This is a genomic window from Streptomyces sp. SudanB25_2051 (assembly GCF_964272635.1).
Taxonomy (GTDB): Bacteria; Actinomycetota; Actinomycetes; order Streptomycetales; family Streptomycetaceae; genus Streptomyces.
The window spans coordinates 4,840,404-4,865,751 of the sequence record NZ_OZ186787.1; the positions used below are offsets into that span (position 1 = coordinate 4,840,404).

22 protein-coding genes are annotated in these 25,348 nt (G+C 74.8%); 11 read left to right on the forward strand and 11 right to left on the reverse strand.

All coding sequences use genetic code 11. The annotated features are described in order from the left end of the window. Positions 1–79 precede the first annotated feature (79 nt). The 6 genes from frr to ACSUPT_RS21900 all read left to right on the forward strand — a co-directional run bounded on the left by frr (position 80) and on the right by ACSUPT_RS21900 (position 7,270). Positions 80–637: a ribosome recycling factor gene (gene frr / locus ACSUPT_RS21875; protein ID WP_351966326.1), complete on the forward strand. Its 558-nt coding sequence runs from the start codon at positions 80–82 to the stop codon at positions 635–637. Next, entirely contained in the window at positions 637–1,782 is a 1,146-nt protein-coding gene (locus tag ACSUPT_RS21880) for a phosphatidate cytidylyltransferase (protein WP_351966325.1), read from the forward strand. The genes frr and ACSUPT_RS21880 overlap by 1 nt, the downstream gene beginning before the upstream one ends. A gap of 291 nt (positions 1,783–2,073) precedes the next feature. Further along, the gene (gene rlmN, locus ACSUPT_RS21885; RefSeq protein WP_351966324.1) at positions 2,074–3,186 is read left to right on the forward strand and encodes a 23S rRNA (adenine(2503)-C(2))-methyltransferase RlmN; all 1,113 of its coding nucleotides are present in this window, start codon (positions 2,074–2,076) and stop codon (positions 3,184–3,186) included. 255 nt (positions 3,187–3,441) lie between these two features. Beyond that, on the forward strand, positions 3,442–4,545 hold the full coding sequence (locus ACSUPT_RS21890; protein WP_436945334.1) for a thiamine ABC transporter substrate-binding protein: 1,104 nt from the start codon (positions 3,442–3,444) through the stop codon (positions 4,543–4,545). A gap of 74 nt (positions 4,546–4,619) precedes the next feature. Beyond that, positions 4,620–6,242, forward strand: coding sequence for an ABC transporter permease (locus ACSUPT_RS21895; protein ID WP_436946249.1), 1,623 nt, complete (start codon positions 4,620–4,622; stop codon positions 6,240–6,242). A 2-nt stretch (positions 6,243–6,244) separates the two neighbouring features. Continuing rightward, complete coding sequence (locus tag ACSUPT_RS21900) at positions 6,245–7,270, forward strand: ABC transporter ATP-binding protein (protein WP_399219668.1); 1,026 nt, start codon at positions 6,245–6,247, stop codon at positions 7,268–7,270. A 103-nt stretch (positions 7,271–7,373) separates the two neighbouring features. On the opposite strand, the gene ACSUPT_RS21905 is transcribed toward ACSUPT_RS21900, so the two are convergent. From ACSUPT_RS21905 to ACSUPT_RS21930, 6 genes are all read right to left on the reverse strand, one after another. Next, positions 7,374–8,387, reverse strand: coding sequence for a hypothetical protein (locus tag ACSUPT_RS21905; protein WP_436945335.1), 1,014 nt, complete (start codon positions 8,385–8,387; stop codon positions 7,374–7,376). Between the two features lie 104 nt (positions 8,388–8,491). Beyond that, on the reverse strand, positions 8,492–9,607 hold the full coding sequence (locus tag ACSUPT_RS21910) for an LOG family protein (protein WP_404149131.1): 1,116 nt from the start codon (positions 9,605–9,607) through the stop codon (positions 8,492–8,494). Between the two features lie 21 nt (positions 9,608–9,628). Further along, positions 9,629–10,960, reverse strand: a complete 1,332-nt coding sequence (locus ACSUPT_RS21915; RefSeq protein ID WP_436945336.1) for a hypothetical protein — start codon at positions 10,958–10,960, stop codon at positions 9,629–9,631. After that, positions 10,942–11,679: an ABC transporter ATP-binding protein gene (locus tag ACSUPT_RS21920; protein ID WP_351966319.1), complete on the reverse strand. Its 738-nt coding sequence runs from the start codon at positions 11,677–11,679 to the stop codon at positions 10,942–10,944. Before ACSUPT_RS21920 ends, ACSUPT_RS21915 begins: the two co-directional genes overlap by 19 nt. A gap of 195 nt (positions 11,680–11,874) precedes the next feature. Beyond that, the gene (locus tag ACSUPT_RS21925; RefSeq protein ID WP_351966318.1) at positions 11,875–13,263 is read right to left on the reverse strand and encodes an aspartate aminotransferase family protein; all 1,389 of its coding nucleotides are present in this window, start codon (positions 13,261–13,263) and stop codon (positions 11,875–11,877) included. Continuing rightward, positions 13,248–13,739, reverse strand: coding sequence for an Lrp/AsnC family transcriptional regulator (locus ACSUPT_RS21930; protein ID WP_351966317.1), 492 nt, complete (start codon positions 13,737–13,739; stop codon positions 13,248–13,250). The genes ACSUPT_RS21925 and ACSUPT_RS21930 overlap by 16 nt, the downstream gene beginning before the upstream one ends. Before the next feature lie 217 nt (positions 13,740–13,956). Between ACSUPT_RS21930 and ACSUPT_RS21935 the strand changes: the two genes are divergently transcribed. After that, positions 13,957–15,393, forward strand: coding sequence for a gamma-aminobutyraldehyde dehydrogenase (locus ACSUPT_RS21935; RefSeq protein ID WP_351966316.1), 1,437 nt, complete (start codon positions 13,957–13,959; stop codon positions 15,391–15,393). 156 nt (positions 15,394–15,549) lie between these two features. On the opposite strand, the gene ACSUPT_RS21940 is transcribed toward ACSUPT_RS21935, so the two are convergent. Together ACSUPT_RS21940 and ACSUPT_RS21945 are read right to left on the reverse strand one after the other, a co-directional pair. Continuing rightward, the gene (locus ACSUPT_RS21940) at positions 15,550–18,003 is read right to left on the reverse strand and encodes an FtsX-like permease family protein (RefSeq protein WP_436945337.1); all 2,454 of its coding nucleotides are present in this window, start codon (positions 18,001–18,003) and stop codon (positions 15,550–15,552) included. Further along, positions 17,997–18,734 (reverse strand): ABC transporter ATP-binding protein, encoded by a 738-nt coding sequence (locus ACSUPT_RS21945; RefSeq protein ID WP_436945338.1) that lies wholly within the window; start codon positions 18,732–18,734, stop codon positions 17,997–17,999. Before ACSUPT_RS21945 ends, ACSUPT_RS21940 begins: the two co-directional genes overlap by 7 nt. Before the next feature lie 191 nt (positions 18,735–18,925). Here ACSUPT_RS21945 and ACSUPT_RS21950 point away from each other — a divergent pair, with 191 nt between their 5' ends. From ACSUPT_RS21950 to ACSUPT_RS21965, 4 genes are all read left to right on the forward strand, one after another. Further along, positions 18,926–20,215 (forward strand): sensor histidine kinase, encoded by a 1,290-nt coding sequence (locus tag ACSUPT_RS21950; protein ID WP_436945339.1) that lies wholly within the window; start codon positions 18,926–18,928, stop codon positions 20,213–20,215. Next, a complete protein-coding gene (locus ACSUPT_RS21955) occupies positions 20,215–20,847 on the forward strand; it encodes a response regulator transcription factor (protein WP_351966312.1) in 633 nt (210 codons plus the stop codon). The genes ACSUPT_RS21950 and ACSUPT_RS21955 overlap by 1 nt, the downstream gene beginning before the upstream one ends. 87 nt (positions 20,848–20,934) lie before the next feature. Then, a complete protein-coding gene (locus ACSUPT_RS21960) occupies positions 20,935–21,465 on the forward strand; it encodes an HXXEE domain-containing protein (RefSeq protein ID WP_399219659.1) in 531 nt (176 codons plus the stop codon). 32 nt (positions 21,466–21,497) lie between these two features. Further along, the gene (locus tag ACSUPT_RS21965) at positions 21,498–22,034 is read left to right on the forward strand and encodes a hypothetical protein (RefSeq protein WP_404149148.1); all 537 of its coding nucleotides are present in this window, start codon (positions 21,498–21,500) and stop codon (positions 22,032–22,034) included. On the opposite strand, the gene ACSUPT_RS21970 is transcribed toward ACSUPT_RS21965, so the two are convergent. The 3 genes from ACSUPT_RS21970 to ACSUPT_RS21980 form a co-directional block, all read right to left on the reverse strand. Further along, entirely contained in the window at positions 22,003–23,202 is a 1,200-nt protein-coding gene (locus tag ACSUPT_RS21970) for a serine hydrolase domain-containing protein (protein WP_436945340.1), read from the reverse strand. The two genes, ACSUPT_RS21965 and ACSUPT_RS21970, sit on opposite strands and share 32 nt — an antisense overlap. Positions 23,203–23,307: 105 nt before the next feature. After that, positions 23,308–24,009: a response regulator gene (locus ACSUPT_RS21975; RefSeq protein WP_436945341.1), complete on the reverse strand. Its 702-nt coding sequence runs from the start codon at positions 24,007–24,009 to the stop codon at positions 23,308–23,310. Then, the gene (locus ACSUPT_RS21980) at positions 24,006–25,295 is read right to left on the reverse strand and encodes a sensor histidine kinase (RefSeq protein ID WP_436946250.1); all 1,290 of its coding nucleotides are present in this window, start codon (positions 25,293–25,295) and stop codon (positions 24,006–24,008) included. Before ACSUPT_RS21980 ends, ACSUPT_RS21975 begins: the two co-directional genes overlap by 4 nt. Between the last annotated feature and the right edge of the window lie 53 nt (positions 25,296–25,348).

A 25,348-nucleotide genomic window follows, 5' to 3' on the forward strand; every position in this document is an offset into this window, starting at 1 on the left:
ACCGTGCAGGAGTAGACGCGACGCAGGTTCCGCGGCCGTGTGCACGCCGGGACAAACCCAAGACACGCAGGAGCAAGTGGTGATCGAAGAGACCCTCCTCGAAGCCGAGGAGAAGATGGAGAAGGCCGTCCTGGTCGCCAAGGAGGACTTCGCCGCGATCCGCACCGGGCGTGCGCACCCGGCCATGTTCAACAAGATCGTGGCCGACTACTACGGTGCCCTCACGCCGATCAACCAGCTGGCCTCCTTCTCGGTGCCGGAGCCGCGCATGGCCGTGGTGACCCCGTTCGACAAGTCCGCGCTGCGGAACATCGAGCAGGCCATCCGCGACTCCGACCTGGGCGTCAACCCCAGCAACGACGGCAACATCATCCGGGTGGTGTTCCCCGAGCTCACCGAGGAGCGCCGCCGCGAGTTCATCAAGGTCGCCAAGGGCAAGGGCGAGGACGCGAAGATCTCGATCCGCTCCGTCCGCCGCAAGGCCAAGGAGACCATCGACAAGTTCGTCAAGGACGGCGAGGTCGGTGAGGACGAGGGCCGCCGTGCGGAGAAGGAGCTCGACGACACCACCGCGAAGTACGTCGCGCAGGTGGACGAGCTGCTGAAGCACAAGGAAGCCGAGCTGCTCGAGGTCTGATGAACGACGCTTCCTGGGGGGCCCCGCCACGAGGCGGACACTGGGGTCCGCCCGACCAGGGGCCGGCTCCGGCAGCCCCGGCGGGTCCCGCCCGCGATGAGCACGCCGCGCAGCAGACTCGGCCCATGCCCATCGTGCCCGACGTCCCCGCCGGCGGAGACCAGGACGACCATGACCGGGGGGCCGCTCGGCTGAGCGGTCCCCTGTTCCGTGACGAGATGCCGCAGGAGCCCATGCCCTCGGAACAACCTGAGCCCGCCGAGCCGCAGGGTCGTTCACCGCACGGGCATCGGCAGGGGCGGCAGCAGGCCAAGCCCCAGCGGCAGAAGAAGCAGGCCGGGCGCGACCTGCGGGCCGCCATAGGGGTCGGGGTCGGCCTCGGCGCGGTGATCGTGGCGTCGCTGTTCATCCAGAAGGCCGTCTTCGTCGGCGTGATAGCGCTCGCCGTCGTCGTCGGCCTGTGGGAGCTGACCACCCGCCTCCAGGAGCGCAAGGGCATCAAGGCGCCGCTCGTCCCGCTCGCCGTCGGCGGCGCGGCGATGGTCGTCGCCGGGTACGTCCGCGGAGCCGAGGGCGCCTGGGTGGCGATGGCGCTGACCGCGCTCGCGGTACTCGTCTGGCGCATGGCGCAGCCGCCCGAGGGCTACCTCAAGGACGTCACGGCCGGTGTGTTCGCCGCGTTCTACGTGCCGTTCCTGGCCACGTTCGTCGCGCTGATGCTGGCGGCGGACGACGGGCCCGAGCGGGTGCTGACGTTCCTGGTGCTGACGATCGTCAGCGACACCGGCGCGTACGCGGTCGGCTGGCGCTTCGGCAAGCACAAGCTGGCCCCGCGGATCAGCCCCGGCAAGACCCGCGAGGGCCTGCTCGGCGCCGTGGGGTTCGCGATGGCCGCCGGCGCGCTGTGCATGCAGCTCCTCGTGGACGGCGGCACCTGGTGGCAGGGCCTGCTCCTGGGCCTCGCCGTCGCGGTCAGCGCCACCCTGGGCGACCTGGGCGAGTCCATGATCAAACGGGACCTGGGCATCAAGGACATGGGCACCCTGCTGCCGGGCCACGGCGGCATCATGGACCGCCTCGACTCCCTGCTCCCGACGGCCCCGGTGGTGTGGCTGCTGCTGGTCGCGTTCGTCGGCGCGGGATAGCGGCCGCGCACCGCCCGAGCGGTACGCCGTACGACCGCGAGGCCCGCCGTCCCCCGGGACGGCGGGCCTCGTACGTTTTCGGGGGCAAGGGAGAGGCAGCAGGTACCCTGGTAGAGCCCGTGCTCTCGGGGAGCCGCCGTCCCGGACAGCGCCCCTGGCCGGCGCGGGCCCTAGTAGTCCCTGCTGCTGCGGGGATGGTCCAGTGAGGTCTCCTGGCGTCGGCATCGTGCTGCCGTCGTCCCCGCCGACGCGGGGCTGCCAGACCTCGTCGTCTTGAGGAGACGCTCAATCGTGGCCCGTCCAGTTCCCGGAGAACTCACTTTCGTCGCGCCCCGCGGAGCCAAGAAGCCGCCGCGGCACCTCGCCGACCTCACGCCCGCCGAGCGCAAGGAGGCCGTCGCCGCCATCGGCGAGAAGCCGTTCCGCGCCAAGCAGCTGTCCCAGCACTACTTCGCGCGGTACGCCCACGACCCCGCCGAGTGGACCGACATCCCCGCCGCCTCCCGCGAGAAGCTCGCCGGTGAGCTGCTGCCGGAGCTGATGACCGTCGTCCGGCACATCTCGTGCGACGACGACACCACCCGCAAGACGCTGTGGCGGCTGCACGACGGGACGCTCGTGGAGTCGGTGCTGATGCGCTACCCCGACCGCGTCACCATGTGCATCTCGTCGCAGGCCGGCTGCGGGATGAACTGCCCCTTCTGCGCGACCGGGCAGGCGGGCCTCGACCGGAACCTGTCGACCGCCGAGATCGTCCACCAGATCGTGGACGGCATGCGCGCCCTGCGCGACGGCGAGGTCCCCGGCGGGCCCGCGCGGCTGTCGAACATCGTGTTCATGGGCATGGGCGAGCCGCTCGCCAACTACAACCGGGTGGTCGGCGCCATCCGCCGCCTCACCGACCCCGAGCCCGACGGCCTCGGCCTCTCGCAGCGCGGCATCACCGTCTCCACGGTCGGCCTCGTCCCGGCGATGCTCCGCTTCGCCGACGAGGGCTTCAAGTGCCGCCTCGCCGTCTCGCTGCACGCCCCGGACGACGAGCTGCGCGACACGCTCGTGCCGGTCAACACGCGCTGGAAGGTCCGCGAGGTCCTCGACGCCGCCTGGGAGTACGCCGAGAAGTCCGGCCGCCGCGTCTCCATCGAGTACGCGCTGATCCGCGACATCAACGACCAGGCGTGGCGCGGCGACCTGCTCGGACGGCTCCTCAAGGGCAAGCGGGTCCATGTCAACCTGATCCCGCTCAACCCGACCCCGGGCTCCAAGTGGACCGCCTCCCGTCCCGAGGACGAGAAGGCGTTCATCGAGGCCATCGCCGCGCACGGCGTTCCGGTCACCGTCCGGGACACGCGGGGCCAGGAGATCGACGGGGCGTGCGGCCAGCTCGCGGCCTCCGAGCGCTGACCTCCGCCGCCACGGAGGGTGTGCGGGGTGACCGGAAATCGCCCCGATGTACGCTGAGCTCGAACATCTGGATATTCCGACAGGGGAGCGCCACAGCGCTGAGAGTGCGGTGACCGTCAGACCGCAGACCCTCTGAACCTCGCCCAGGTCATTCTGGGTAGGGAGTTCGGTCGTTACTCGAGCTGTTGCGCCCTGCCCGCCGCGCCCGCGGCGGGCAGGGCCGCGTCTCTTCCTGGTCACACCCAGGAGGAATCAGTGAGCACCACCAAGAAGATCACCGCCGGTGCGGCCGCCACGGCGCTGGGCGCTCTGGCGCTCACCGGCTGCGGCGGCGCGTCCGACGGCGGGACCGGCGGCGACAAGGCCGGTGGCGCGAAGTCGAAGACCGTCACGCTCGTCAGCCATGACTCCTTCGCCGCGTCCGACGCGGTGCTGAAGGAGTTCACCCAGCGGACCGGCTACACGGTCAAGGTCCTCAAGAGCGGCGACGCCGTCGAGGCCGTCAACAAGGCGGTCCTCACCAAGGGGGCCCCGCAGGGCGACGTCTTCTTCGGCGTCGACAACACCACCCTCTCCCGCGCTCTCGACAACGGCCTCTTCGAGCCGTACGAGGCGAAGGGCCTGGACCGGGTCGACCCGGCCGTCCAGCTCGACAAGGGCGGGCACCGCGTCACGCCCGTCGACTACGGCGACATCTGCGTCAACTACGACAAGAAGTACTTCGCCGACAAGAAGCTCGCCCCGCCGCAGACCCTCGACGACCTGGCGGAGCCCGCCTACAAGGACCTCCTCGTGGTGGAGAACCCGGAGCGGTCGACCCCCGGCCTCGGCTTCCTGCTGGGCACCGCCGCCCGGTACGGCGACGGCGGCTGGGAGGGCTACTGGAAGAAGCTGAAGGACAACGGCGTCAAGGTCGTCGACAGCTGGGAGATCGCCTACAACCAGGAGTTCTCCGGCTCGGCGGGCGGCAAGAAGGCGAAGGCGGACCGGCCGCTGGTCGTCTCGTACGCCTCCAGCCCGCCTGTCGAGGTGCTGTACGGCGAGCCGAAGCCCGCCGAGGCGCCGACCGGGGTCTCCACCGGCACCTGCTTCCGGCAGATCGAGTTCGCCGGGCTCCTCAAGGGCGCCGCGAACCAGGACGGCGGCAAGGCCCTGATCGACTTCCTGATCGGGAAGCGGTTCCAGGAGGACATGCCGCTGAACATGTTCGTCCACCCGGTCGCGAAGGACGCCGCGCTGCCCGAGCTGTTCACCAGGCACGGGGTCGTCATCGACAAGCCGCTGACCCTGGCCCCCGAGAAGATCGCCAAGAACCGCGACCAGTGGGTCCAGTCGTGGTCCTCCCTCGTCCTGAAGTAGCCGCCGGGGACCGTCCGGCGAAGGACGCCCCGGCCGCCCGCGCCGCCCGTGCGGCGCGGGTCCGGGGCGGGGCGGTGCGCGGGGCGCTGCTCCTGGTGCCCGCCGCGTTCTTCGCGGTGTTCTTCGCCTACCCGGTCGCCGCCATCGTCGGGCGCGGCCTGCGGACCGGCGAGGGGTGGCGGCCGGGGCGGATCGGGGAGGTGCTGACCCGGCCGGACGTCCTGGACGTCCTGTGGTTCACCACCTGGCAGGCGCTCGCGTCGACCGCGCTCACGCTGCTGGTGGCGCTGCCCGGCGCGTATGTCCTCGCCCGCTTCGACTTCCCCGGCAGGCAGGTGCTGCGGGCCGTGGTCACCGTGCCGTTCGTGCTGCCGACCGTCGTCGTCGGCACCGCGTTCCTGGCGCTCCTCGGGCGCGGCGGGCTCCTGGACGAGCTGTGGGGGGTGCGCCTCGACACGACCGTGTGGGCGATCCTCCTCGCGCATGTCTTCTTCAACTACGCCGTCGTCGTGCGCACCGTCGGCGGGCTGTGGGCGCAGCTCGACCCCCGGCAGGAGGAGGCCGCGCGGGTCCTCGGCGCCTCGCGGTTCGCCGCCTGGCGGCGGGTGACGCTGCCCGCGCTCGCCCCGGCGGTCGCCGCGGCCGCGCTGATGGTGTTCCTCTTCACGTACACCTCGTTCGGTGTCGTCGTGATCCTCGGCGGGCCGCGGTACCGGACGCTGGAGGCGGAGATCTACCGGCAGACCGCGCAGCTCCTGGACCTGCCGACGGCCGCCGTGCTCACCCTCGTCCAGTTCGCCGCCGTCGCCTGTGTGCTGGCGCTGCACGCCCGGACCGTACGGCGCCGGGAGTCCGCGCTGCGGCTGGTGGACCCGGCGGGCACCGCGCGCCGGCCGCGCGGCGCCGGGCAGTGGGCGCTGCTGGCCGGCGTGCTGCTGTCGATCGCCGTGCTGCTGGTGCTGCCGCTGGGGGTGCTCGTCGCCCGGTCGCTGGACGCGTCCGGCGGGCTGGGCTTCTACCGGGCGCTGCGGTCGGCTGAGGCGAGCGGCGGCACGTTCGTCGTCCCGCCGCTCCAGGCGGTGTGGAACTCCCTGCAGTTCGCGCTCGCCGCGACCGCCATCGCCGTCGTGGTCGGCGGGCTCGCGGCGGCGGCGCTCACCCGGCGCGCGGGCCGGCTGGTGCGCGGGTTCGACGCGCTGCTGATGCTGCCGCTGGGTGTGTCCGCGGTGACCGTGGGCTTCGGATTCCTGATCGCGCTGGACGAGCCGCCGCTCGATCTGCGCTCGACGTGGATCCTGGTGCCGCTGGCGCAGGCGCTGGTCGGGGTGCCGTTCGTCGTGCGGACGATGCTGCCCGTGCTGCGGGCGGTGGACGCGCGGCTGCGGGAGGCGGCGGCCGTGCTGGGCGCGTCGCCGCTGCGGGCGTGGCAGGAGGTGGACCTGCCGATGGTGCGGCGGGCGCTGCTGGTCGCGGCCGGGTTCGCGTTCGCGGTGTCGCTGGGCGAGTTCGGCGCGACCGTGTTCATCGCCCGTGCCGACCAGCCGACGCTGCCGGTGGCCGTGGCGCGGCTCCTCGGCCGGCCCGGCGAGCTCAACTACGGGCAGGCGATGGCGCTGTCCACGATCCTGATGGTGGTCTGCGCGGTGGCGCTGCTGCTGCTCGAACGCGTCCGGGTGGACCGCGGGGGGGAGTTGTGACGATGCTGCTTCGACTGGAGGGCGTCACCGTGCGCTTCGGCGCCCGGGCGGCGCTGGACGCGGTCGACCTGGGGGTCGCCGAGCACGAGATCGTCTGCGTGCTCGGGCCGAGCGGCAGCGGCAAGTCGACCCTGCTGCGCGTGGTCGCCGGGCTCCAGCCGGCCGACGCGGGACGGGTCCTGCTGGCCGGCGCCGACCAGGCGGGGGTGCCCGTGCACCGGCGCGGGGTGGGGCTGATGTTCCAGGACCACCAGCTGTTCCCGCAGCGGGACGTCGCCGGGAACGTCGCGTTCGGGCTGCGGATGCGGGGCGTGCCGCGCGCCGAGCGGGAGGCGCGGGTCGCCCGGCTGCTGGACCTGGTGGGCCTGCCGGGTGCGGGACGCAGATCGGTGGCCGCGCTGTCCGGCGGGGAGCAGCAGCGCGTCGCGCTCGCCCGGGCGCTCGCCCCCAGTCCGCGGCTGCTGATGCTCGACGAGCCGCTCGGCCAGCTCGACCGGGGCCTGCGGGAGCGGCTGGTGACGGAGCTGCGCGGGCTGTTCGGACGGCTCGGCACGACCGTGCTGGCCGTCACGCACGACCAGGCGGAGGCGTTCGCGCTGGCCGACCGGGTGGTCGTCATGCACGAGGGGCGGATCGCGCAGGCGGGTACGCCGCCGCAGGTGTGGCAGCGGCCCGCATCGGAGTTCGTCGCGCGGTTCCTCGGCTTCGACAACGTGGTCGCCGCGACCGTGAGCGGGGACGCCGCCGACACCGTGTGGGGCAAGGTCCCGGTGCCGCCCGGCACCCGGCAGGGCGAGGCCCGGCTGCTGGTGCGGCCCGCGGGCGTACGGCTGGGCGACCCCGCCGACGGGCTGCGCTGCGTGGTGGAGGGGCGCACGTTCCGGGGCCACCACGTGGCGGTCCTGCTCCGGCCGGCCGACGCGGACGCGCCCGTGCTGGAGGCCGAGTGCGGGCTGCGGGACGCGCCGGAGCCGGGCGCGACGGTCGGGGTGACGTTCAGCCCCGACGAGGTCGTCGTACTGGGCTGAGGGCCGACGGCACACGGGCCGGGCGGCACCCGGTGTACGCGCCGGGCTCACCGTCCGGGCGGCACCGGCATGCGGGCGGCGCGGCGCGGCGCTCCGGCGGCGGTCAGCACCGGGTGCACGGGCGGCGGGTGCGGGCGCGGTACGCCTCCGTCGCGCGCCCCAGCGCCACCCCGTACACCGAGAAGCCGCCGTACGCGACGACCACCACCCACGCGGCGTGGTCCCCGAGCCCCACGTCGACGAGGCCGGCCCACATCAGCGCGCCCGTCACCGCGAGGAACACCCCGAACGGGGCGAGCGCCGCCGCCCCCGCCCAGCCGAGGGCCAGCAGTACCGCCCGCACCGCGGGCGCGCTCCACGACCGGGTCAGCGCCAGCGCCAGCCCCATCCCGGCGACGGCCAGCACGGCGGTCGCGTCCACCCCGTGCGCGTACAGGCGTATCGCCAGGTCGCTCGCATAGCGCGGGTCGAGGCCCGGGCTCCCCTCGCCGGTGTACCCGGCCGCCCAGCCGAGCGCCCAGCCCGTCTTCAGCACCGCGTACGGCACGAGCGCGGCCGCCGCGACCAGCCCGGCCCGCACGGGGCGACCGCCCCGCACCCGGCTGCCCTCCGCGCCCGCGCGTCCCCCGGCGCCCCCGTGCCCGCCACCGCGGGCGCCCCCGCAGTGCGGGCACACGCCCCCGCGGCGCCGCCGGCCGGCCAGCGCGGCGCCCAGCCACAGCGCCGCGCCCCCCACGGCGACGCCCTGGTTCGCCCACGCGGCCCAGTCCATGGGCGGCTGGTTCCGGCTGAGGAAGGCCAGCACCCGCGTGAGGCTCAGCAGGAACCCGAACCCGGACGTCAGGCACAACGCCACCACCGCCCACGCCGCCCGGTCCGGCCACGCGCGCCCCGGCCACCGCCGCATCCCGTACGCCAGTGCCGCCGCGCCCCCGTACAGCGCGGCCAGCGCCCACTCGGCCGCCGCGCCCCGTACCGCGCCGCCCGGCAGCGCGTACCCGAACGCGGGGCCGGTCAGCGCCGCCAGCGCCGCGCCCGCCGCGTACAGCACGCTCCACACGAGGGCGGCGCTCCCCGCCCAGGACGGCCACGCCGCCCGCCATCGCCTCGGTCCCATGCCCGCCAGCCTGGCCGCCGCGCCGGCACGGGGGCGTCAGCCTGCGGGACGCTCCCGCTCCGCCCGGCGGGGGAGCGGCAGCCGGGGGCGTCAGCAGGGAGGCGTCAGCGGCCGGCCAGGCGCAGCAGGGCGTCGGCCGCCTCGTCCACCGTGTCGACCAGGGCGATCCGCGGCGCCATCGCCCGGCCCTCGGCCAGGGCCGTGAGGAGCGGCCACGCCGGCAGGTGCTCCGTCCAGTGGACGCGGTTGACCAGCACCATCGGCGTCGGCTCGCCACGCGACCCGTAGTAGTTCGGGGTCGCGTTGTCGAAGATCTCCTGGACCGTGCCCGCGGCGCCCGGAAGATAGACGACGCCGGCCGTGCAGCGGGCCAGCAGCCCGTCCTCGCGGGTGGCGTTGGCGAAGTACTTGGCGATGTGCCCGGCGAACGCGTTGGGCGGCTCGTGCCCGTAGAACCAGGTCGGGATGCCGATCGAGTCGCCGCCCTCCGGCCAGCGGGCGCGGACCTCGAACGCCGCGCGGGCCCAGTCGCCGATCGAGGGGGCGTACGAGGGCTCCTTGCCGAGCAGGGCCAGGGCCTCGTCCAGCATCCCGTCCGGGTGGGGCGCGGCGTACGCGCCGAGGTTGGCCGCCTCCATCGCGCCGGGCCCGCCCCCGGTCGCCACGGTCAGCCCGGCGCGGGTCAGAGCGCGGCCGAGCCGGGCGGCGCCCGCGTACGCGTCGGTGCCGCGCGCCATGGCGTGGCCGCCCATCACCCCGACGACCGGCACCCCGGCGAGCCGCTCGTCCAGCGCGTCGGACATCGCGTCGTCGTGCACGGCGCGCAGCATCGACGCGAAGACGTCCCCGTCCTGCCGGGTGCGCCGGAACCAGGTGTACGTCCGGGCGTCCGGCGTGGCCGCGTATCCGCCCCGGCCGAGGCCGTCGAAGAGCTCGCCGGGCGTGTAGAGGAGGCCCCGGTACGGGTCGAACGGCAGGTCGGGGACGGGCGGGAAGACGAGCGCCCCGTCGGTGCGGACCTTCGCCGCCGCGTCCGGCGCCAGGCGGCAGCCGAGGAACACGGCGGCGGTCGTGTCGGTGGCCAGCAGCTCCCGCGTACGGCCCGTCAGGTCCAGGGACTGGACCCGACGCCCGACCAGGCTGCCGCCCGCGACGGCCCGGTCGAACGCGTCGAGCGTGTGGATCTCCTGTGCGTGCCCGTCAGGGTGGAGGTGCGCCATCCACCTAACGTAGCCGAGGCGTCAGGGCCGCAGCGGGAGGGCCGTCAGCGCCGCCACCAGCCAGGTCAGCGGGGCGAATCCGGCGATCAGGGCCGCCGCCCGCAGCAGTCCGGCCGAGCGGAGCAGCCCCGCGGGGGCGCCCAGCCGCAGCAGCGCGGCGGTGGTCCCGGCGCGCCGCTGCCGGGTCTCCACGGCGGCGGTGAGCACGGAGCCCGCCGCGCACGCCAGGACCACGGCCGCGCCCAGCCCGGACAGCGGGCCGAACGGGCGCGTGTCGGCCTGCGCGTACAGGCTGTTGGCCGTCAGTCCGGCGGCGACGACCGCGCACAGCACGCCGAGGGGCCGCCCGACGCGCCGGGCCTCCGCCATCAGCGCGCGCCCGGCGAGCAGCCGCGTCGCGCCGGGCCGGTACGCCTGGAGGAGACGCCCGCACAGGTGGGCGAGGCCGGGTCCGGCGACGACGAGGCCCAGCGCGGTGAGCGCCCAGCCCGCCAGCACGGGCAGGGGGCTGCCGGGCACGCCGCCCGGCAGCGGTACGGCGTCGCCGGTGCCGCGCGCCCCGTACAGCTCCAGCGCCAGGCCCGCCGCCATCAGGGCGACGCCCCACGGCAGGCCGGGCGGGGCCGGCACGGCGTCGAACGGGTCCCGGGCGGCGGCGTCCCCGGCGCCCTCGCGCACCGCGCCGCCGCGGCCGGTCCCGGCCCGCACGGCGCCCGTGCGCACCGTCCCGGCCCGCACCGCGCCCGTACCGGCGGCTCCCGCGCCGTCGGCGGCCGGTCCGGCACCGGCCGCATCGGTGCCGGTCCGCCGCTCACCCGCGCCCGCGCGGCGGGAGCCCAGCAGGCCCGCCGGCCGCAGCGCCAGCACGACGGCGGCGCAGGCGGTGACCGGGACCAGGGCGAGCAGGGTCAGCGCGGCCGGCACCGGCAGCGGCCGCCCGGCGGCCAGCAGTTCGGCGGCGTCCCCGTCGAAGGGCAGCCCGGTCAGGTCGCCGCGCAGGTGCAGGAAGAACAGGAGGGCCAGCGCCGAGCCGAGCGTGCAGGCGACGGCGGTCGACGCGGCGGCGATGACCGCGAGCCGGGCCGGACCGAGCCCGATGGACGACAGTCCGGGCCGGGGCCGGGTGCTCGGGTCCGTACGGGCCACGGCGACCGCCAGGTGGACGGCGGCGGCCAGCGGCAGCGCGCACCAGGCGAGCCGGAGCGCGGCGGCGGACGGCCGGTCGGGGTGCGCGACGGCGTACGCGAGGGCGCACAGCAGCAGGAAGCCCGCCCCCGCCGACGCCGCGGCCACCAGGAGGCGCCGCAGCAGGAGGAAGGGGTGGGAGCCGCGGGCTAGACGGAGAGCGAGCACGCGTCCCGCCCCTCCACGTCCGCGGCCGCCAGGGAGTTGACGCGCCGTCCGTCGAGCAGCGCGACGCTCCGGTCGGCGAGCGCGGCGACCTCGGCGTCGTGGGTGGCGAGGACGACGGTGATGCGGTGGGAGCGCGCGGCGGCGGTGAGGGTGCGCAGCACCTGCCGGCCGTCCGCGGTGTGCAGCGCGGCGGTCGGCTCGTCGGCGAACAGGACGGTGGGCTCGGCGGCCAGCGCGCGGGCCACGGCGACGCGCTGGCGCTGGGACTGGAGCAGGGCGCGCGGCCGCCGCTTGGCGATGGCGCCGACGTCGAGCCGCTCCAGCCATTCGAGGGCGGCGGCCTTGGCGGCCCGGCGGGGCGTGCCGCGCAGCAGCAGCGGCAGGGCGGCGTTCTCCCACGCCGTCAGCTCCGGTACGAGGCCGGGATCGGCGCCGATCCAGGCGAACCGGTCGCGGCGGAGCCGCTCCCGCTGGAGGGCGCTCATCGTGTGGACGGGCGCGCTGTTGAACCAGACCTCGCCCTCCTCGGGGACGGTCTGGCCGGACAGGCAGTGCAGCAGTGTCGTTTTTCCGCAGCCGCGCGGCCCCTGGACGGCGAGGATCTCGCCTTCGCGGACACCGAGCGAAACGCCCTGGAGCGCGGGGGAGCCGTCGTGCGTCTGGTGCAGGGAACGCGCCCACAGCACGTCGTTGTCGGGCGGGGCCACCATGTTCCTCATCCCCTCGGAGCAGCTCGGAGCCTTCTGACGTCCCCCCGAACCGGTCGGAACATAACACGTTGCCCGCCGGGCCCCGGTGGTATGCCGCCGCAACGGGAAACGGCCGCGGCCCGGATGCACCCGCGTGGGTGAATCCGGGCCGCGGCCGGCCGACGTTCGGCCCGATCGGCCAGGGCGGGGCGATCGGTGGACCGGTCAGAGCTTGGTCCAGGCCTCGGTGAGGGTGGCCCGGAGGATCTGCTCGATCTCGTCGAACGTCGACTGGTCGGAGACCAGCGGCGGGGCGAGCTGGACGACCGGGTCGCCGCGGTCGTCGGCGCGGCAGTAGAGCCCGTTGTCGAACAGCGCCTTGGAGAGGAACCCGTACAGGACGCGCTCGGTCTCCTCCGCGTTGAAGGACTCCTTGGTGTGCTTGTCCTTCACCAGTTCGATGCCGTAGAAGAAGCCGTTGCCGCGCACGTCGCCGACGATGGGCAGGTCGTGCAGCTTCTCCAGCGTCGCGCGGAAGGCGCCCTCGTTGTCCAGGACGTGCTGGTTGAGGTTCTCGCGCTCGAAGATGTCGAGGTTGGCGAGGCCGACGGCGGCGGAGACCGGGTGGCCGCCGAAGGTGTAGCCGTGCAGGAAGGTGTTGTCGCCCTTGTAGAACGGCTCGGCGAGGCGGTCGGAGATGATGCAGGCGCCGATGGGGGAGTACCCGGAGGTCATGCCCTTGGCGCAGGTGATCATGTCCGGCACGTAGTCGAACTTGTCGCAGGCGAACATCGTGCCGAGGCGGCCGAAGGCGCAGATGACCTCGTCGGAGACGAGCAGCACGTCGTGCCGGTCGCAGATCTCGCGCACGCGCTGGAAGTATCCGGGCGGCGGCGGGAAGCAGCCGCCGGCGTTCTGCACCGGCTCCAGGAAGACCGCGGCGACGGTGTCGGGGCCCTCGAAGATGATCTGCTGCTCGATCTGGTCGGCGGCCCAGCGGCCGAAGGCCTCCGGGTCGTCGCCGAAGAGCGGCGCGCGGTAGATGTTGGTGTTGGGCACCTTGTGCGCGCCGGGGACGAGCGGCTCGAAGGGGGCCTTCAGGCCGGGCAGGCCGGTGATGGACAGGGCGCCCTGCGGCGTGCCGTGGTAGGCGACGGCGCGGGAGATCACCTTGTGCTTGGTCGGCTTGCCGGTGAGCTTGAAGTACTGCTTCGCCAGCTTCCAGGCGGTCTCGACCGCCTCGCCGCCGCCGGTGGTGAAGAAGACCTTGTTCAGGTCGCCGGGGGCGTGGTGGGCGAGGCGCTCGGCCAGCTCGACGGCGCGCGGGTGGGCGTACGACCACACGGGGAAGAACGCGAGCTCCTGCGCCTGCTTGTACGCGGTCTCGGCGAGTTCGGTGCGGCCGTGGCCCGCCTGGACGACGAAGAGACCGGCGAGACCGTCGAGGTAGCGCTTGCCCTTGTCGTCGTAGATGTAGGTGCCCTCACCGCGGACGATGGTCGGGACGGGGTTGTTCTCGTACGACGACATGCGGGTGAAGTGCATCCACAGGTGGTCGTAGGCGGACTTTGACAGGTCGCTGCGGGAGTTGCTCACGGCTATCGGGTTCCCCACATGTAGGTCTGCTTCTTGAGCTTGAGGTAGACGAAGCTCTCGGTGGAGCGCACGCCGGGGAGGGTGCGGATGCGCTTGTTGATCACATCCAGCAGGTGGTCGTCGTCCTCGCAGACGACCTCCACCATCAGGTCGAACGAGCCCGCGGTCATCACCACGTACTCGCACTCGGGCATGGCGGTCAGCGCTTCCGCCACCGGGTCGACATCGCCCTCGACATTGATGCCGAGCATCGCCTGGCGCCGGAACCCCACGGTGAGGGGGTCGGTGACGGCGACGATCTGCATCACGTTCTGGTCGAGGAGCTTCTGGACGCGCTGCCGTACGGCCGCCTCCGACAGGCCGACGGCCTTGCCGATGGCGGCGTAGGGACGGCGTCCGTCCTCCTGGAGCTGTTCGATGATCGCCAGGGAGACGGAGTCGATCGCGGGGGACGATCCACTGCCGGTCCTGGGGTCTGCGCTTCGACTGGCCACGACCTCACTGTGCACCGGGACTCGTTGGTTTTGCAACCCGGCAATGATGAAATCCGTTGTCTGAGGATCTCGATCTCACTGAATCCGAAGTTGTGGAGCGTCGGGCCTGTCGAAAGCGTGGGATGAGCGACTAGGCTGGGTGTCTCACCCACCGGACATCGGGACACGCGCCGGGCGGGTGACCACGGACACCGAAATCGACAGGAGGGGTGGCCACGTGACCACCGAACTGCGTCGTCTGCGCAACTACATCAACGGCGAGTTCCGGGATGCCGCCGACGGCCGGACCATCGACGTCGTCAACCCCGCCACCGGGGAGGTCTACGCCACCTCTCCGCTCTCGGGCCAGGCCGATGTGGACGCCGCCATGGAAGCCGCCGCCGCCGCGTTCCCCGCCTGGCGCGACGCCACCCCGGCCGAGCGCCAGAAGGCCCTGCTGAAGATCGCGGACGCCTTCGAGGAGCGCGCCGAGGACCTGATCGCCGCCGAGTGCGAGAACACCGGCAAGCCCTTCGGTCTCACCCGGACCGAGGAGCTGCCCCCGATGGTGGACCAGATCCGCTTCTTCGCGGGCGCCGCCCGGCTGCTGGAGGGCCGCTCCGCGGGCGAGTACATGGAGGGCATGACCTCGATCGTGCGCCGCGAGCCGGTCGGCGTGTGCGCCCAGGTCGCCCCGTGGAACTACCCGATGATGATGGCCGTGTGGAAGTTCGCCCCGGCCCTCGCCGCGGGCAACACCGTCGTCCTCAAGCCGTCCGACACGACACCCGCGTCGACGGTCCTCATCGCCGAGATCATCGGTTCGATCCTGCCCAAGGGCGTCTTCAACGTCATCTGCGGCGACCGCGACACCGGCCGCATGATGGTCGAGCACCCGACCCCCGCCATGGCCTCGATCACCGGCTCCGTGCGCGCCGGCATGCAGGTCGCCGAGTCCGCCGCCAAGGACGTCAAGCGCGTCCACCTGGAGCTGGGCGGCAAGGCCCCCGTCGTCGTCTTCGAGGACGTCGACATCGAGAAGGCCGTCGAGGACATCGCCGTCGCCGGTTTCTTCAACGCCGGCCAGGACTGCACGGCCGCCACCCGCGTGCTCGTCCACGAGTCCATCCACGACGACTTCGTCGCCGCCCTCGCCAAGGCCGCCGCCGACACGAAGACCGGCGCGCCCGACGACGAGGACGCCCTGTACGGCCCGCTCAACAACGCCAACCAGCTCAAGCAGGTCAGCGGCTTCATCGACCGCCTCCCGGCGCACGCCAAGGTGGAGGCGGGCGGCCACCGCGTCGGCGACAAGGGCTACTTCTACGCCCCGACCGTCGTCTCGGGCCTCCAGCAGGACGACGAGATCATCCAGAACGAGGTCTTCGGCCCCGTCATCACCGTCCAGTCCTTCCGCGACGAGGAGCAGGCGCTGGAGTACGCCAACGGCGTCGAGTACGCCCTCGCCTCCTCCGTCTGGACCAAGGACCACGCGCGCGCGATGCGCATGTCCAAGGCCCTCGACTTCGGCTGCGTGTGGATCAACACCCACATCCCGCTCGTCGCCGAGATGCCGCACGGCGGCTTCAAGAAGTCCGGCTACGGCAAGGACCTGTCGGCGTACGGCTTCGAGGACTACACGCGCATCAAGCACGTGATGACCTCGCTCAGCTGACACCCCCGCCACCCGCGCCCGGAGGGCGGCACCCACACGGTGCCGCCCTCCGGGCGTGCCCGCTGCCCGTACGGACCTCGGCCGCCTTCCCGGTACGGCCCCCAGGGCGCGGGCCCCTGACGCCTCCGGCACGGACTCCCGGCGCACGGGCGCCGGTTATTCGCGTACGCCCGCCAGTTCCACCGCCCGGCGGCGCAGGAGCAGGGCGGCGGGGACCGTCGAGGCCGCCACGGCCAGCACCGCGCATACCGCCGCCGCGCCCCCGACGGCCGCCCACGGCACCACGACCGCCGCCGGCGCCGACAGCAGGTCCAGCGCGCCCGCCATTCCCGCCAGGTTGACCCCGGTGACCAGGAGCCCGAGCAGCGCGCCGACTGCGACCACCGCCAGCGCCTCCGCCCCCACCAGACGCAGCACCTGCCCTCGGGTCGCCCCGGCCAGCCGCAGCGCCGCCAGGTCCCGCACCCGGTCCGATGTCGCCATCACCATCGTGTTGACCAGGGAGATCGCGGTGTACAGCAGGGCGATGCCAAGGACCAGCGCCAAGCCGAGCCGGGTCCTGCGGTCCGTCTCCGGGTACGCGGCCCGGACCCACTCGTCGCGGGTGACGACCCGCCCGCCCGCGGCGCCCGCCGCCTCGCGCAGCCCCGCCGCGACGGCGCCCGCGTCCGCGCCGTCCGCGAGGGCCACGTCCACCCGGTCGACGTGCGCGCCGGGGGCGTTGGCCGGGGTGACGTAGACGCCGTTGTCGCCGGTGCCGGTGGTCATCACCGCGGCGATCCGCAGCGTCCTGCGCGTGCCGTCGCCGAGCCACACGGACACCCGCTCGCCGACCGTGTGCCGCGCCCACTCCTCGTTGACGATGATCGAACCGTCGTCCAGGTCGGCCGCCTTCCCCGCCGCGAGCGGCAGGCGCGCGGTGGCTGCCAGCGCCTTCGGCTCGGCGGCGCGTGCCTCGGACCGCACCAGCGCCACCCCGTCCTCCAGGACGTACACCGCGCTCGACGAGGTCGGGGACACCACGGCGCCCGGGACCGCGCGCAGCCGGCGCAGCGCCTCCGCGTCGAAGCCCGCACCGTCCGGCGGGGTGACCACGAACGCGGCGGTGGTCCGCTGCCGGGTCTCGGCCGCCTTCGCCTCGTTCAGCGTCGCGGTGGCCCCCGGCAGCGAGCCCGCCAGAGCGACCGTGACCAGGACGGGTGCCGCGACGGCGGCGGTCCGCCGCACCCCCGCGACGGCGTTCTCCCGCACCAGTGTGCCGCCCGCGCCGGGCAGCCGGGACGGCAGCCACGCCACCAGCCGGACCAGCGGGCCCACCACGACCGGCGCGAGCAGCGCGACCGAGGCGACCAGCAGCATCGGCCGGCTCACATACGTCTTGCGGTGCAGCAGGTCGCCCGGGTCCGACGCGAGGGCCAGGCCGAGCGTCACCGCCGCCGTCAGCAGCAGACCCGCGCCGGACAGCCGCCGCCCCCACGTCATCGCCCCGCTGTCCACGGACGCCTCCCGCAGCGCCTGTGCGGGACCCGTACGGCCCGCCCGCCACGACGCGGCCACCGCACCGCACAGGGCGACCAGCAGACCCGTCCAGAACGCCAGGTGGTACGGCCACGTGTGGTCGCCGATGGCGAACCAGGCCGGTGCGAGACCGGCGTCCACCACCCGCTCGGCCAGGATCGGGGCGCCGTACGCGCCGAGCGCGCACCCGGCGGCCGACGCGACCGCGCCGAGCAGCAGCGCCTCGGCGAGCACCAGCCGGCGGATCTGGCCCGGCGTCGCGCCCGCGGTGCGCAGCAGGCCGAACTCCCGGCGCCGCTGGGCGACCGCGAACGCGAAGGTCGAGGCCACCACGAACACGGAGACGAACGCGGAGATCCCGCCGGCCGTGCCGAACATGGCGTTCATCGCCGCCAGCGCCTCACGGTCCCGGTCCGGGTCGGCTTCGGCGTACCGCCGCCCGTCCCCCGCCAGCACCCGCACGCCGGTGCCGCGCACCGCGTCCCGTACGGCCGCCGCGTCCGCGCGCACCACCAACTGGCCGCTGAACGGCTGAAGTTCGGCGGCACGCTCGTCGGTGAAGAAGACGGCGTCCTCGAAGCCGAGGTCCGCGACCGTGCCCACCACCCGCACCGTCCCGCGGTCGGTGCGCACCAGCCGGCCCGGCTGCGCCCAGTCGCCACTGACGACCACCTCCCCGGCGGCGCGGGGCGCGCGCCCCGCCTCGAGCGTGTACGGGGCGAACGCGGCGGTGGACCACGGGTGGCCGACCAGACCGCCCGGCCCGCCCCGCGCCCGTACCGCGAAGGAGCGGTCGTGGACGACGGGGCCCAGCCGCTCCAGCGCGGCCACCGCCGCCGGGGGCACCGGGCGCGGATGCGCGAGCCGCTGGACCCGCCGGCCCGCCGGGGTGTCCACCCGCAGCGTGTCGGGCCCCTTGACCACCACCGGCGCGGCCGCGAACCGCTCCGGGGCCCGGTCGGGGGCGTCCAGCGACGAGGCGAGGGCCAGGCCCATCACCGTCAGCAGCGCCACGCCCAGCGCCAGCGCGGTGAACGCGCCGGCGAAGACGGTCCAGCGGCTGCGCAGCGTGCGCAGCGCGACGCTCAGCACGGCATGGCCTCCAGCGTCGTCATCCGCGCGGCGATCGCGTCGGCGCCCGCCCCGGTCAGCTCGCCGTTGACCCGGCCGTCCACCAGGAAGACGACACGGTCGGCGTACGAGGCGGCCACCGGGTCGTGCGTCACCATGACGACCGTCTGGCCCGCCCCGTCCACCATGCCGCGCAGCAGCGCCAGCACCTCGCGGCCGGTCCGCGAGTCCAGCGCGCCGGTCGGCTCGTCGCCGAACAGCACGTCCGGGCGGGTGACCAGGGCCCGCGCCAGCGCCACCCGCTGCTGCTGCCCGCCCGACAGCTCCGACGGCCGGTGCCGCGCCCGCCCGGCGAGGCCGACCCGCTCCAGCACCTCGCGCACCCGCGCCCCGGGCACCCGCCGGCCCGCCAGCCGGAGCGGCAGCGCCACGTTCTGCTCGGCGGTCAGCGACGGCAGCAGGTTGAACGCCTGGAAGACGAACCCGATCCGCTCCCGGCGCAGCAGCGTCAGCCTCCGCTCGCCGAGCCCGGTCAGTTCGGTGCCGCCCACGGTGACCGTGCCGGACGTCGGCGTGTCCAGCCCGGCGGCGCACTGCAGGAGCGTCGACTTGCCCGAGCCCGACGGGCCCATGACGGCGGTGAAGCTCCCGCGCGGAAAGGCGAGGGAAACCCGGTCGAGGGCGTGCACCACGCCGCCGCCCGATCCGTACCGCCTGCTGACGTCGTCCAGCCGGACCGCGTCGTCGTTCATCTGTCCCCACTCGTCGGTGTCGCTCCACCCGCCCGGCCGGCGGGGCGGAGTCTCGGTGGCTCCACGAAACCGTCCGCGGGGGGCCCGGCGCAGTGACCCGGGGGCGAGAACCGGGGGTGGGGCCGGCCCTACCCCCGACCGGTGCCCCGGCCGATGGTCCGTGCCCGCGCCGAGGTCCTACGGTGACCGGCATGCACCCTCGAACCGTGTGGCAGGCCATGGCCGGGCGCCGCTTCCTCCGCTCCTCGTGGCCGTGGCGCTCGGCCGCCTACCTGCTCACCGGGGCGGTCGGCGGGCCGGTCGTCCTGGTGGGGATCGTGAGCGCCGCCGTGGCCGGCGGGCTGCTCGCCGTCGTCCTCGTGGGCCTGCCGCTGCTCCTGCTCACCGCCCTCGCGGGCCTTCCGGTGGCGTGGGCGGAGCGGCACCGGCTGCGGCTGGTCGACCTGGACCCGGCGCCGGACCCGCACGCGCGCGTCACGGCCGCAGGGCCGCGGGCCTGGCTGGCGGTCCGGCTGCGGGAGGGCGCCACCTGGCGGGAGCTCGGCCACGCCCTGCTGTTCGCCGGGCTGCTGTGGCCGGTCGACGTCCTGGCGCTCGCCGTCGCCCTGCTCGGGCCGCTGTCCCTGGTCGCCACGCCGCTGCTGATGGCAACCGTCGGGGACGGCGAGGAGGCGAAGGTGCTCAAGCAGTGGACGGTCACCACCTGGCCGGGCGCGATCGGCGTCGCCGTCCTCGGCGTGGTGCTGCTGGCCGCGGGCGCGTACGCGCTGGGGGCCGTGGCCGGTGCCCGCGCCGCGCTGACACGGCTGCTGATCGCCCCGCGCGCCGGCGACCCGGACGCCGCGGTCGTCGAACTGGCCCGCTCCCGCGTGCGGTTGGTGGACGCCTTCGAGGCGGAGCGGCGCCGCATCGAGCGCGATCTGCACGACGGGGCGCAGCAGCGGCTGGTCGCCCTGACGATGACCCTCGGCCTCGCCCGCCTGGACGCCCCGCCCGGGCCGCTCGCCGACCAGCTCGCCCAAGCGCACCGGGAGGCGGGCGAGGCCCTCGCCGAACTGCGGGAGCTGATCCACGGCATCCACCCCAAGGTCCTCGCCGACTACGGCCTGGAGGCCGCCGTCACCGACGCCGCCGACCGCTCCGCCGTCCCCGTCGACGTACACCTCGACCTGCCCGGGCGGCTGCCGCAGGCGGTGGAGGCAGCGGCGTACTTCGTCGTGTGCGAGGCGCTCGCCAACGTGGCGCGGCACAGCGGCGCGAGCCGCGCGGAGATCACCGGCGGGCACCGCGACGGCCGGCTGCGCCTGCGGATACGCGACGACGGCCGGGGCGGCGCCGACGCCGCGGCGGGCAGCGGACTGACCGGTCTCGCCGACCGCGTGTCCGTCCTCGATGGCACACTCTCCCTGTCCAGCCCGCCGGGCGGGCCGACCCTGCTGTGTGTGGAGATCCCTTGCGAGTGGACCGAGCGCTCCGCGTAGTGCTTGCCGAGGACAGCGTGCTGCTGAGGGACGGGCTGACCGCCCTGCTGGAGCGCTGCGGCCACCAGGTCGTCGCCGCCGTCGGCGACGCCGGTGCCCTGATGGCCGCCGTCGAGGAACAGCGGCCCGACATCGTCGTGACGGACGTGCGGATGCCGCCCGGCTTCCAGGACGAGGGCCTGCACGCGGCGGTCCGGCTGCGCGAGCGGCGCCCCGCGCTGCCGGTGCTGGTCCTCAGCCAGTACGTCCAACGGGCCTACGCCGCCGAGCTGCTGGACTCCGGCGACGGGTCGGGCGTCGGCTATCTGCTGAAGGACCGCGTCGGCCAGGTCGAGGAGTTCGTCCGGGCCCTCGGCGACGTCGCGGACGGCGGCACGGTCGTCGACCCGGAGGTCGTACGGCAGCTGCTGCGCCGCCGCCGCGACCCGCTGGAGCGCCTCACCCCGCGCGAGCGGGAGGTGCTGGCCCTGATCGCCGAGGGCCGGTCCAACAGCGCCATCGCCCGCGAACTCGTCGTCTCCGAGGCCGCCGTCGGCAAGCACATCGGCGGCATCCTCGCCAAGCTGGATCTCCCCCCTGCGGAGGAGACCCACCGCAGGGTCCTCGCGGTCCTCGCCTACCTGCGGGCCTGAGCCGCCCGCCCGCCTGTGAGGAACGCCACCGGGGCGCGCGGGCCGCGCCGTGCCGCAGGCGCTGACTGGCGGGACGACAATGCGCCCATGAGCGACAACGACGTGCAACGCGCCGTCACCTACGGGCTGTTGGCCGCCTGGGCGATCCACGACGCCGAGGAGGTGGCCTTCGGGCCCCGGTGGCTGCGGGAACACCTGCCCGAGCTGCGCGAGCGCTTCCCCGGCGTGCCCGACCGGGTGTGGAAGGCCGTGGAAGGGGTGGACGACCGGGAGTTCCGGGCGGCCGTCGCGGTGATGGGCGCGATCGTCGGCGCGGCGGCCGTGGCGGGCGCCCGCACCGGGGGCCGGTCCGGCTTCTACCAGGGGGCGCTCACCGGCTTCGGCCTGCACGGGCTGGTCCACCTGGCCCAGGCCGCCGCCGTACGGGGCTACACGCCCGGCTCCGCGACCTCGCCCCTCGTCGTGGTGCCGTTCACCCTGTGGGCGCGCGGGCGGCTGCGGCGCGCCGGGGTGCTGCGGCCCGCGCGGGCGCGCGACGCGGTGGCCGGCCTGGCGCTGGCCGGAGGCGCCACCATCCTCTCCCACGCGGTCGCGCGGAAGATCACCGGGGGCCGGTAAAACCGGTGTAAAGGCGGGCGTACGCTGCGGGCATGAGCGAGCAGAGCGCCCTTCTGAGGCGGATCCGTGTGTGGCTGGTGTTCTTCATCGTCTGCCTGGTGCTGAGCGGGGTCACCGCTTTCCCGCTCGTGACCGAACTGCGCCTCGCCCACGAGGCGCTGACCGGGTGGGCGTCGCCCGTCGCCGACGCCTTCCCCGGCCTCCTGGAGTGGGTCGCGCGAGTGCGCGAGGGCCTGGACACCGCCGACGCGCGGTACCCGTTCCTGCTGTACGGCACCGACTGGCTGGCCTTCGCGCACCTGGTCATCGCGGTCGCCTTCTACGGCCCGTACCGCGACCCGGTACGCAACATCTGGGTCGTCGACTTCGGTGTCATCGCCTGCGCCGGGATCATCCCGCTCGCCCTGATCTGCGGTCCGATCCGCGGCATCCCCTTCTGGTGGTCGGTGATCGACATGTCGTTCGGGGTGTTCGGGGTGATCCCGCTGCTGGCCGTGCGCCGCCACATCAAGCGGCTGGAGGCCCTGACGGAACCGGTCACGACGGTGCGTCGAACGCTGCCCGTATGATCCGCTCGGTCACCGGGTTGGCGTCCCGGCCCTTGGCGTCGGTGGAGTTGACCGAGTAGACCAGGGTGCGGGACAGGTCCTCGGTGGCCGCGACGATCGTGTTGTACCCCCAGCGCCCGCCCGTCTTGAGCCACAGCACCCGCCCATCGGGCAGCCCGTACCGCTGGAGCCCGGCCGTCAGCGGCGCGTCCGGCAGCTTGGCGGGCGGCGTGAACATCTCCCGCAGATACGGCTCCGGCACGACCCGCCCCCGGAACAGGGCGACGGTGAACCGCTCCAGGTCGGCCGTCGTGGACACCAGGTCGCCCGCGGCCCAGCCGTCCGTCACGCCCCACACGGTGGCGTCGCGCAGTTCGGTCGTCCCGTCGGGCAGCGGGAACACCTGGTAGCCCCGGTTGTGCGGGCCCCGGATGCGCGGTGACGTGCCGGGCAGATACGTGTCCCGCAGCCCCAGCGGTCGCAGCACGCGCCGGGTCACCTGGTTCTCGTACGTGTCGCCCGTGACCCGCTCGACGAGCAGACCGGCCACCGTGTACCCGATGTTGCCGTACCGCTGCGCCGTCCCCGGCGGCGCCACGGGCGGCTTGGCCGTCGCCGACGCGACCACGGCGCGCGGGTCGTGCACGTCGAAGCGGTGGGCGTACCAGTCGTGGACGTCGTCGCCGGGGAAGTCGGCGTTCGGCATCCCGTGGGTGTGGTCGAGCAGCTGGCGCACGGTGACCCCGGCGTACGAGGCCGGGATCAGGTCGGGGAGGTAGTGCCGTACGGGCCGGTGCAGCTCCACCCGGGCCTCGGCGGCCAGCTGCAGCACGGTCGCCGCCGTGAACACCTTCGTCACCGACCCGGCCCGGAACCGGCCGTGCGGATCGGCCGGGCGGCCGCTGCGCAGGTCGTGGACGCCCGCGCTGCCGTGCCACGCGCCGCCCGTGCCGCCGACGCGGACGAGGGCGGCGGTCGCGTGGGTGCCGGGCAGCCCGTCGAGCGCGGCCCGCAGCCTGCCCGCGTCCGGGGCGCCGTACGGGGCGGGTGCGGCGGGCTCCGGGGCAGCGGCGGCCGTCGCGGCGGCGGGGGCGAGCCCGGCGAGCCCGGCGGGGGCGGCGGGGGCCGGCCCGGCCGTCACCCCCAGGACGAGGGCGGCGGCGAGCAGCGCCCGGATGCGGCTGGTCAAGGTGGACTCCTCGGGGAGGGACCGTCGTGGTGGACGGGAACCATCCTCGTGACGCCGCGCCCGCGGCGGATCGCCGTCACGGGGGGTCTTCGCCCGGCCGCCTCCTCAGCCGCGCGGGGGAGCCGCCGCGGCGCCGGATCCCCCGGCCGGGGGAGCGCTCGCCGTCACCAGACCCGTCTCGTACGCCCAGATCACCGCCTGGATGCGGTCCCGCAGGCCCAGCTTGGCCAGGACGTTGCCCACATGCGTCTTCACCGTGTGCTCGCTGACGACGAGTGCCGCGGCGATCTCGGCGTTCGACAGGCCGCGGGCGAGCAGCAGCAGCGTCTCGCGCTCCCGGCCGGTGAGCACGTCGAGCCGCTCCGACACCGCCACCGGCCGGGCCGGCCGCCTCGTGTACTCCTCGATCAGCCGCCGGGCCACGGACGGGGCGACCAGCGAGTCGCCGCGCGCCACCACCCGCACGGCGTGCACCAGGTCGTCGCGGCGCACGTCCTTCAGCAGGAAGCCGCTCGCGCCCGCGTGCAGGGCCTCGTACACATACGCGTCGGAGTCGAACGTCGTCAGCATCACCGTGCGGCACGCCGTCCCCGAGGTGATCTCCCGGCACGCGTCGATCCCGTCCATGACCGGCATGCGGACGTCGAGCAGCGCCACGTCCGGCGCGTGCTCCCGCACCGCGGCGACGGCCCGCGCCCCGTCCCCCGCCTCGGCGACGACCTCGATGTCCGGCTGCGCGTCAAGGATCATCGCGAAGCCGCTGCGCACCAGCTCCTGGTCGTCCGCGACGACCACCCGGACGGTCACCGCCCCACCGCCGCGCCGTCCACGACCGGCGCCGCGCCGTCCACGACCGGTGCCGCGGTGCCCGTGCCGTCGCCCGCCCCGGTCAGCGGCAGCCGCACCGCGACGCGAAAGCCGCGGCCGCCGGGCCCCGCCCCCGTGTGCGCCGAACCGCCGTGCGCGGCGACCCGCTCCCGTACCCCCATCAGCCCGTGCCCCTTCCCATGCGTCCCCGCCTCCCCGTACGGCCCGGCGGGCCCGCGCCCGTCGTCCACCACCGTGACCCGCAGCGCGTCGGGCGCGTACTCCAGGCGCACGGTCGCCGCGGTGGCGCCCGCGTGGCGGACCGTGTTCGTCAGCGCCTCCTGCACCACCCGGTACACCGTCGCCCCGATCGCGTCCGGCACCGGCCCGGCCGGCCCGACCACCTCGTGGACGACGCGCAGACCGCTGCCGCGCACCCGCTCCAGCAGCGCCGGGAGTTCCGCCGTGCCCGGCTGCGGAGACCGGGGCGCGTCGCCGCGCGGGCCGTCCGGGTCCTCGCGCAGCACGCCGAGGATGCCGCGCAGCTGGCGCATCGCCTCCCGGCCGGTCTCCGAGATCGCGTCGAACGCCGCCTCCGCCCGCTCCGGCGCCGTCCGCACGGCGACCGGGCCCGCCTCCGCCTGCACCACCATCAGGCTCACCGCGTGCGACAGGATGTCGTGCATCTCCCGCGCGATGCGGGCCCGTTCGCGCGCGGCCGCCTGCTCGGCCTCGATCCGGTTGGCGCGCTCCAGCTGCGCCGCACGGTCCTCCATCGCCGCCGTGTACCGCTGCCGCGTGTCCGTCAGCCGTCCGAAGGCGTACGCGGCACCGAACACGAACAGCGTGAACAGCAGCTCCCGCGCCTCGCCGGTGTTGTAGGCGACCGACGGGAAGATGACCGCGAAGGTGAGCGCCGTGACGGCGAACCGCTTCACGGGAGGGGACGCCACGGCCACCGTGTAGAACGCCACGAGCCCCTGGTACGGCAGCGGCTGGCCGGGCCCGTCCACCGCGAACCGGTACAGGCCGCCCGCCGCCAGCACCGCGAGCAGCACGGCGACCGGCGCGCGCCGACGCCACAGCAGCGGCAGCACCGAAAGCGTCGTCAGCCCGTACGCCGTCCAGGTCGCCTCGGGCAGGCTCGGGGCGCGCGGCACCACGAACGGCATGGTGACCGCCGCCTGCACCAGCAGCGTGATCCCCAGGTCGACGAGGAACGGGCGCGCGCGAACCCCCCGAGCGCCCCCGCCGGCCCCGCGCGCTCCGGTTCGGAGGCGCGGCAGTCGTATGCCGGTCAAGGCGTGCGGGCCTCGGCGCCGGGCCGGGGCGGCCCGGC

What these genes read in the sequence shown, in the direction of transcription:
- ACSUPT_RS21880 (WP_351966325.1), top strand. Translation starts at nt 637, where the DNA reads ATGAACGACGCTTCCTGGGGGGCCCCGCCACGAGGCGGACACTGGGGT.
- ACSUPT_RS21900 (WP_399219668.1), top strand. Translation starts at nt 6,245, where the DNA reads ATGCTGCTTCGACTGGAGGGCGTCACCGTGCGCTTCGGCGCCCGGGCG.
- ACSUPT_RS21905 (WP_436945335.1), bottom strand. Translation starts at nt 8,387, where the DNA reads ATGGGACCGAGGCGATGGCGGGCGGCGTGGCCGTCCTGGGCGGGGAGC.
- ACSUPT_RS21910 (WP_404149131.1), bottom strand. Translation starts at nt 9,607, where the DNA reads ATGGCGCACCTCCACCCTGACGGGCACGCACAGGAGATCCACACGCTC.
- ACSUPT_RS21920 (WP_351966319.1), bottom strand. Translation starts at nt 11,679, where the DNA reads ATGAGGAACATGGTGGCCCCGCCCGACAACGACGTGCTGTGGGCGCGT.
- ACSUPT_RS21945 (WP_436945338.1), bottom strand. Translation starts at nt 18,734, where the DNA reads ATGAACGACGACGCGGTCCGGCTGGACGACGTCAGCAGGCGGTACGGA.
- ACSUPT_RS21950 (WP_436945339.1), top strand. Translation starts at nt 18,926, where the DNA reads ATGCACCCTCGAACCGTGTGGCAGGCCATGGCCGGGCGCCGCTTCCTC.
- ACSUPT_RS21960 (WP_399219659.1), top strand. Translation starts at nt 20,935, where the DNA reads ATGAGCGACAACGACGTGCAACGCGCCGTCACCTACGGGCTGTTGGCC.
- ACSUPT_RS21965 (WP_404149148.1), top strand. Translation starts at nt 21,498, where the DNA reads ATGAGCGAGCAGAGCGCCCTTCTGAGGCGGATCCGTGTGTGGCTGGTG.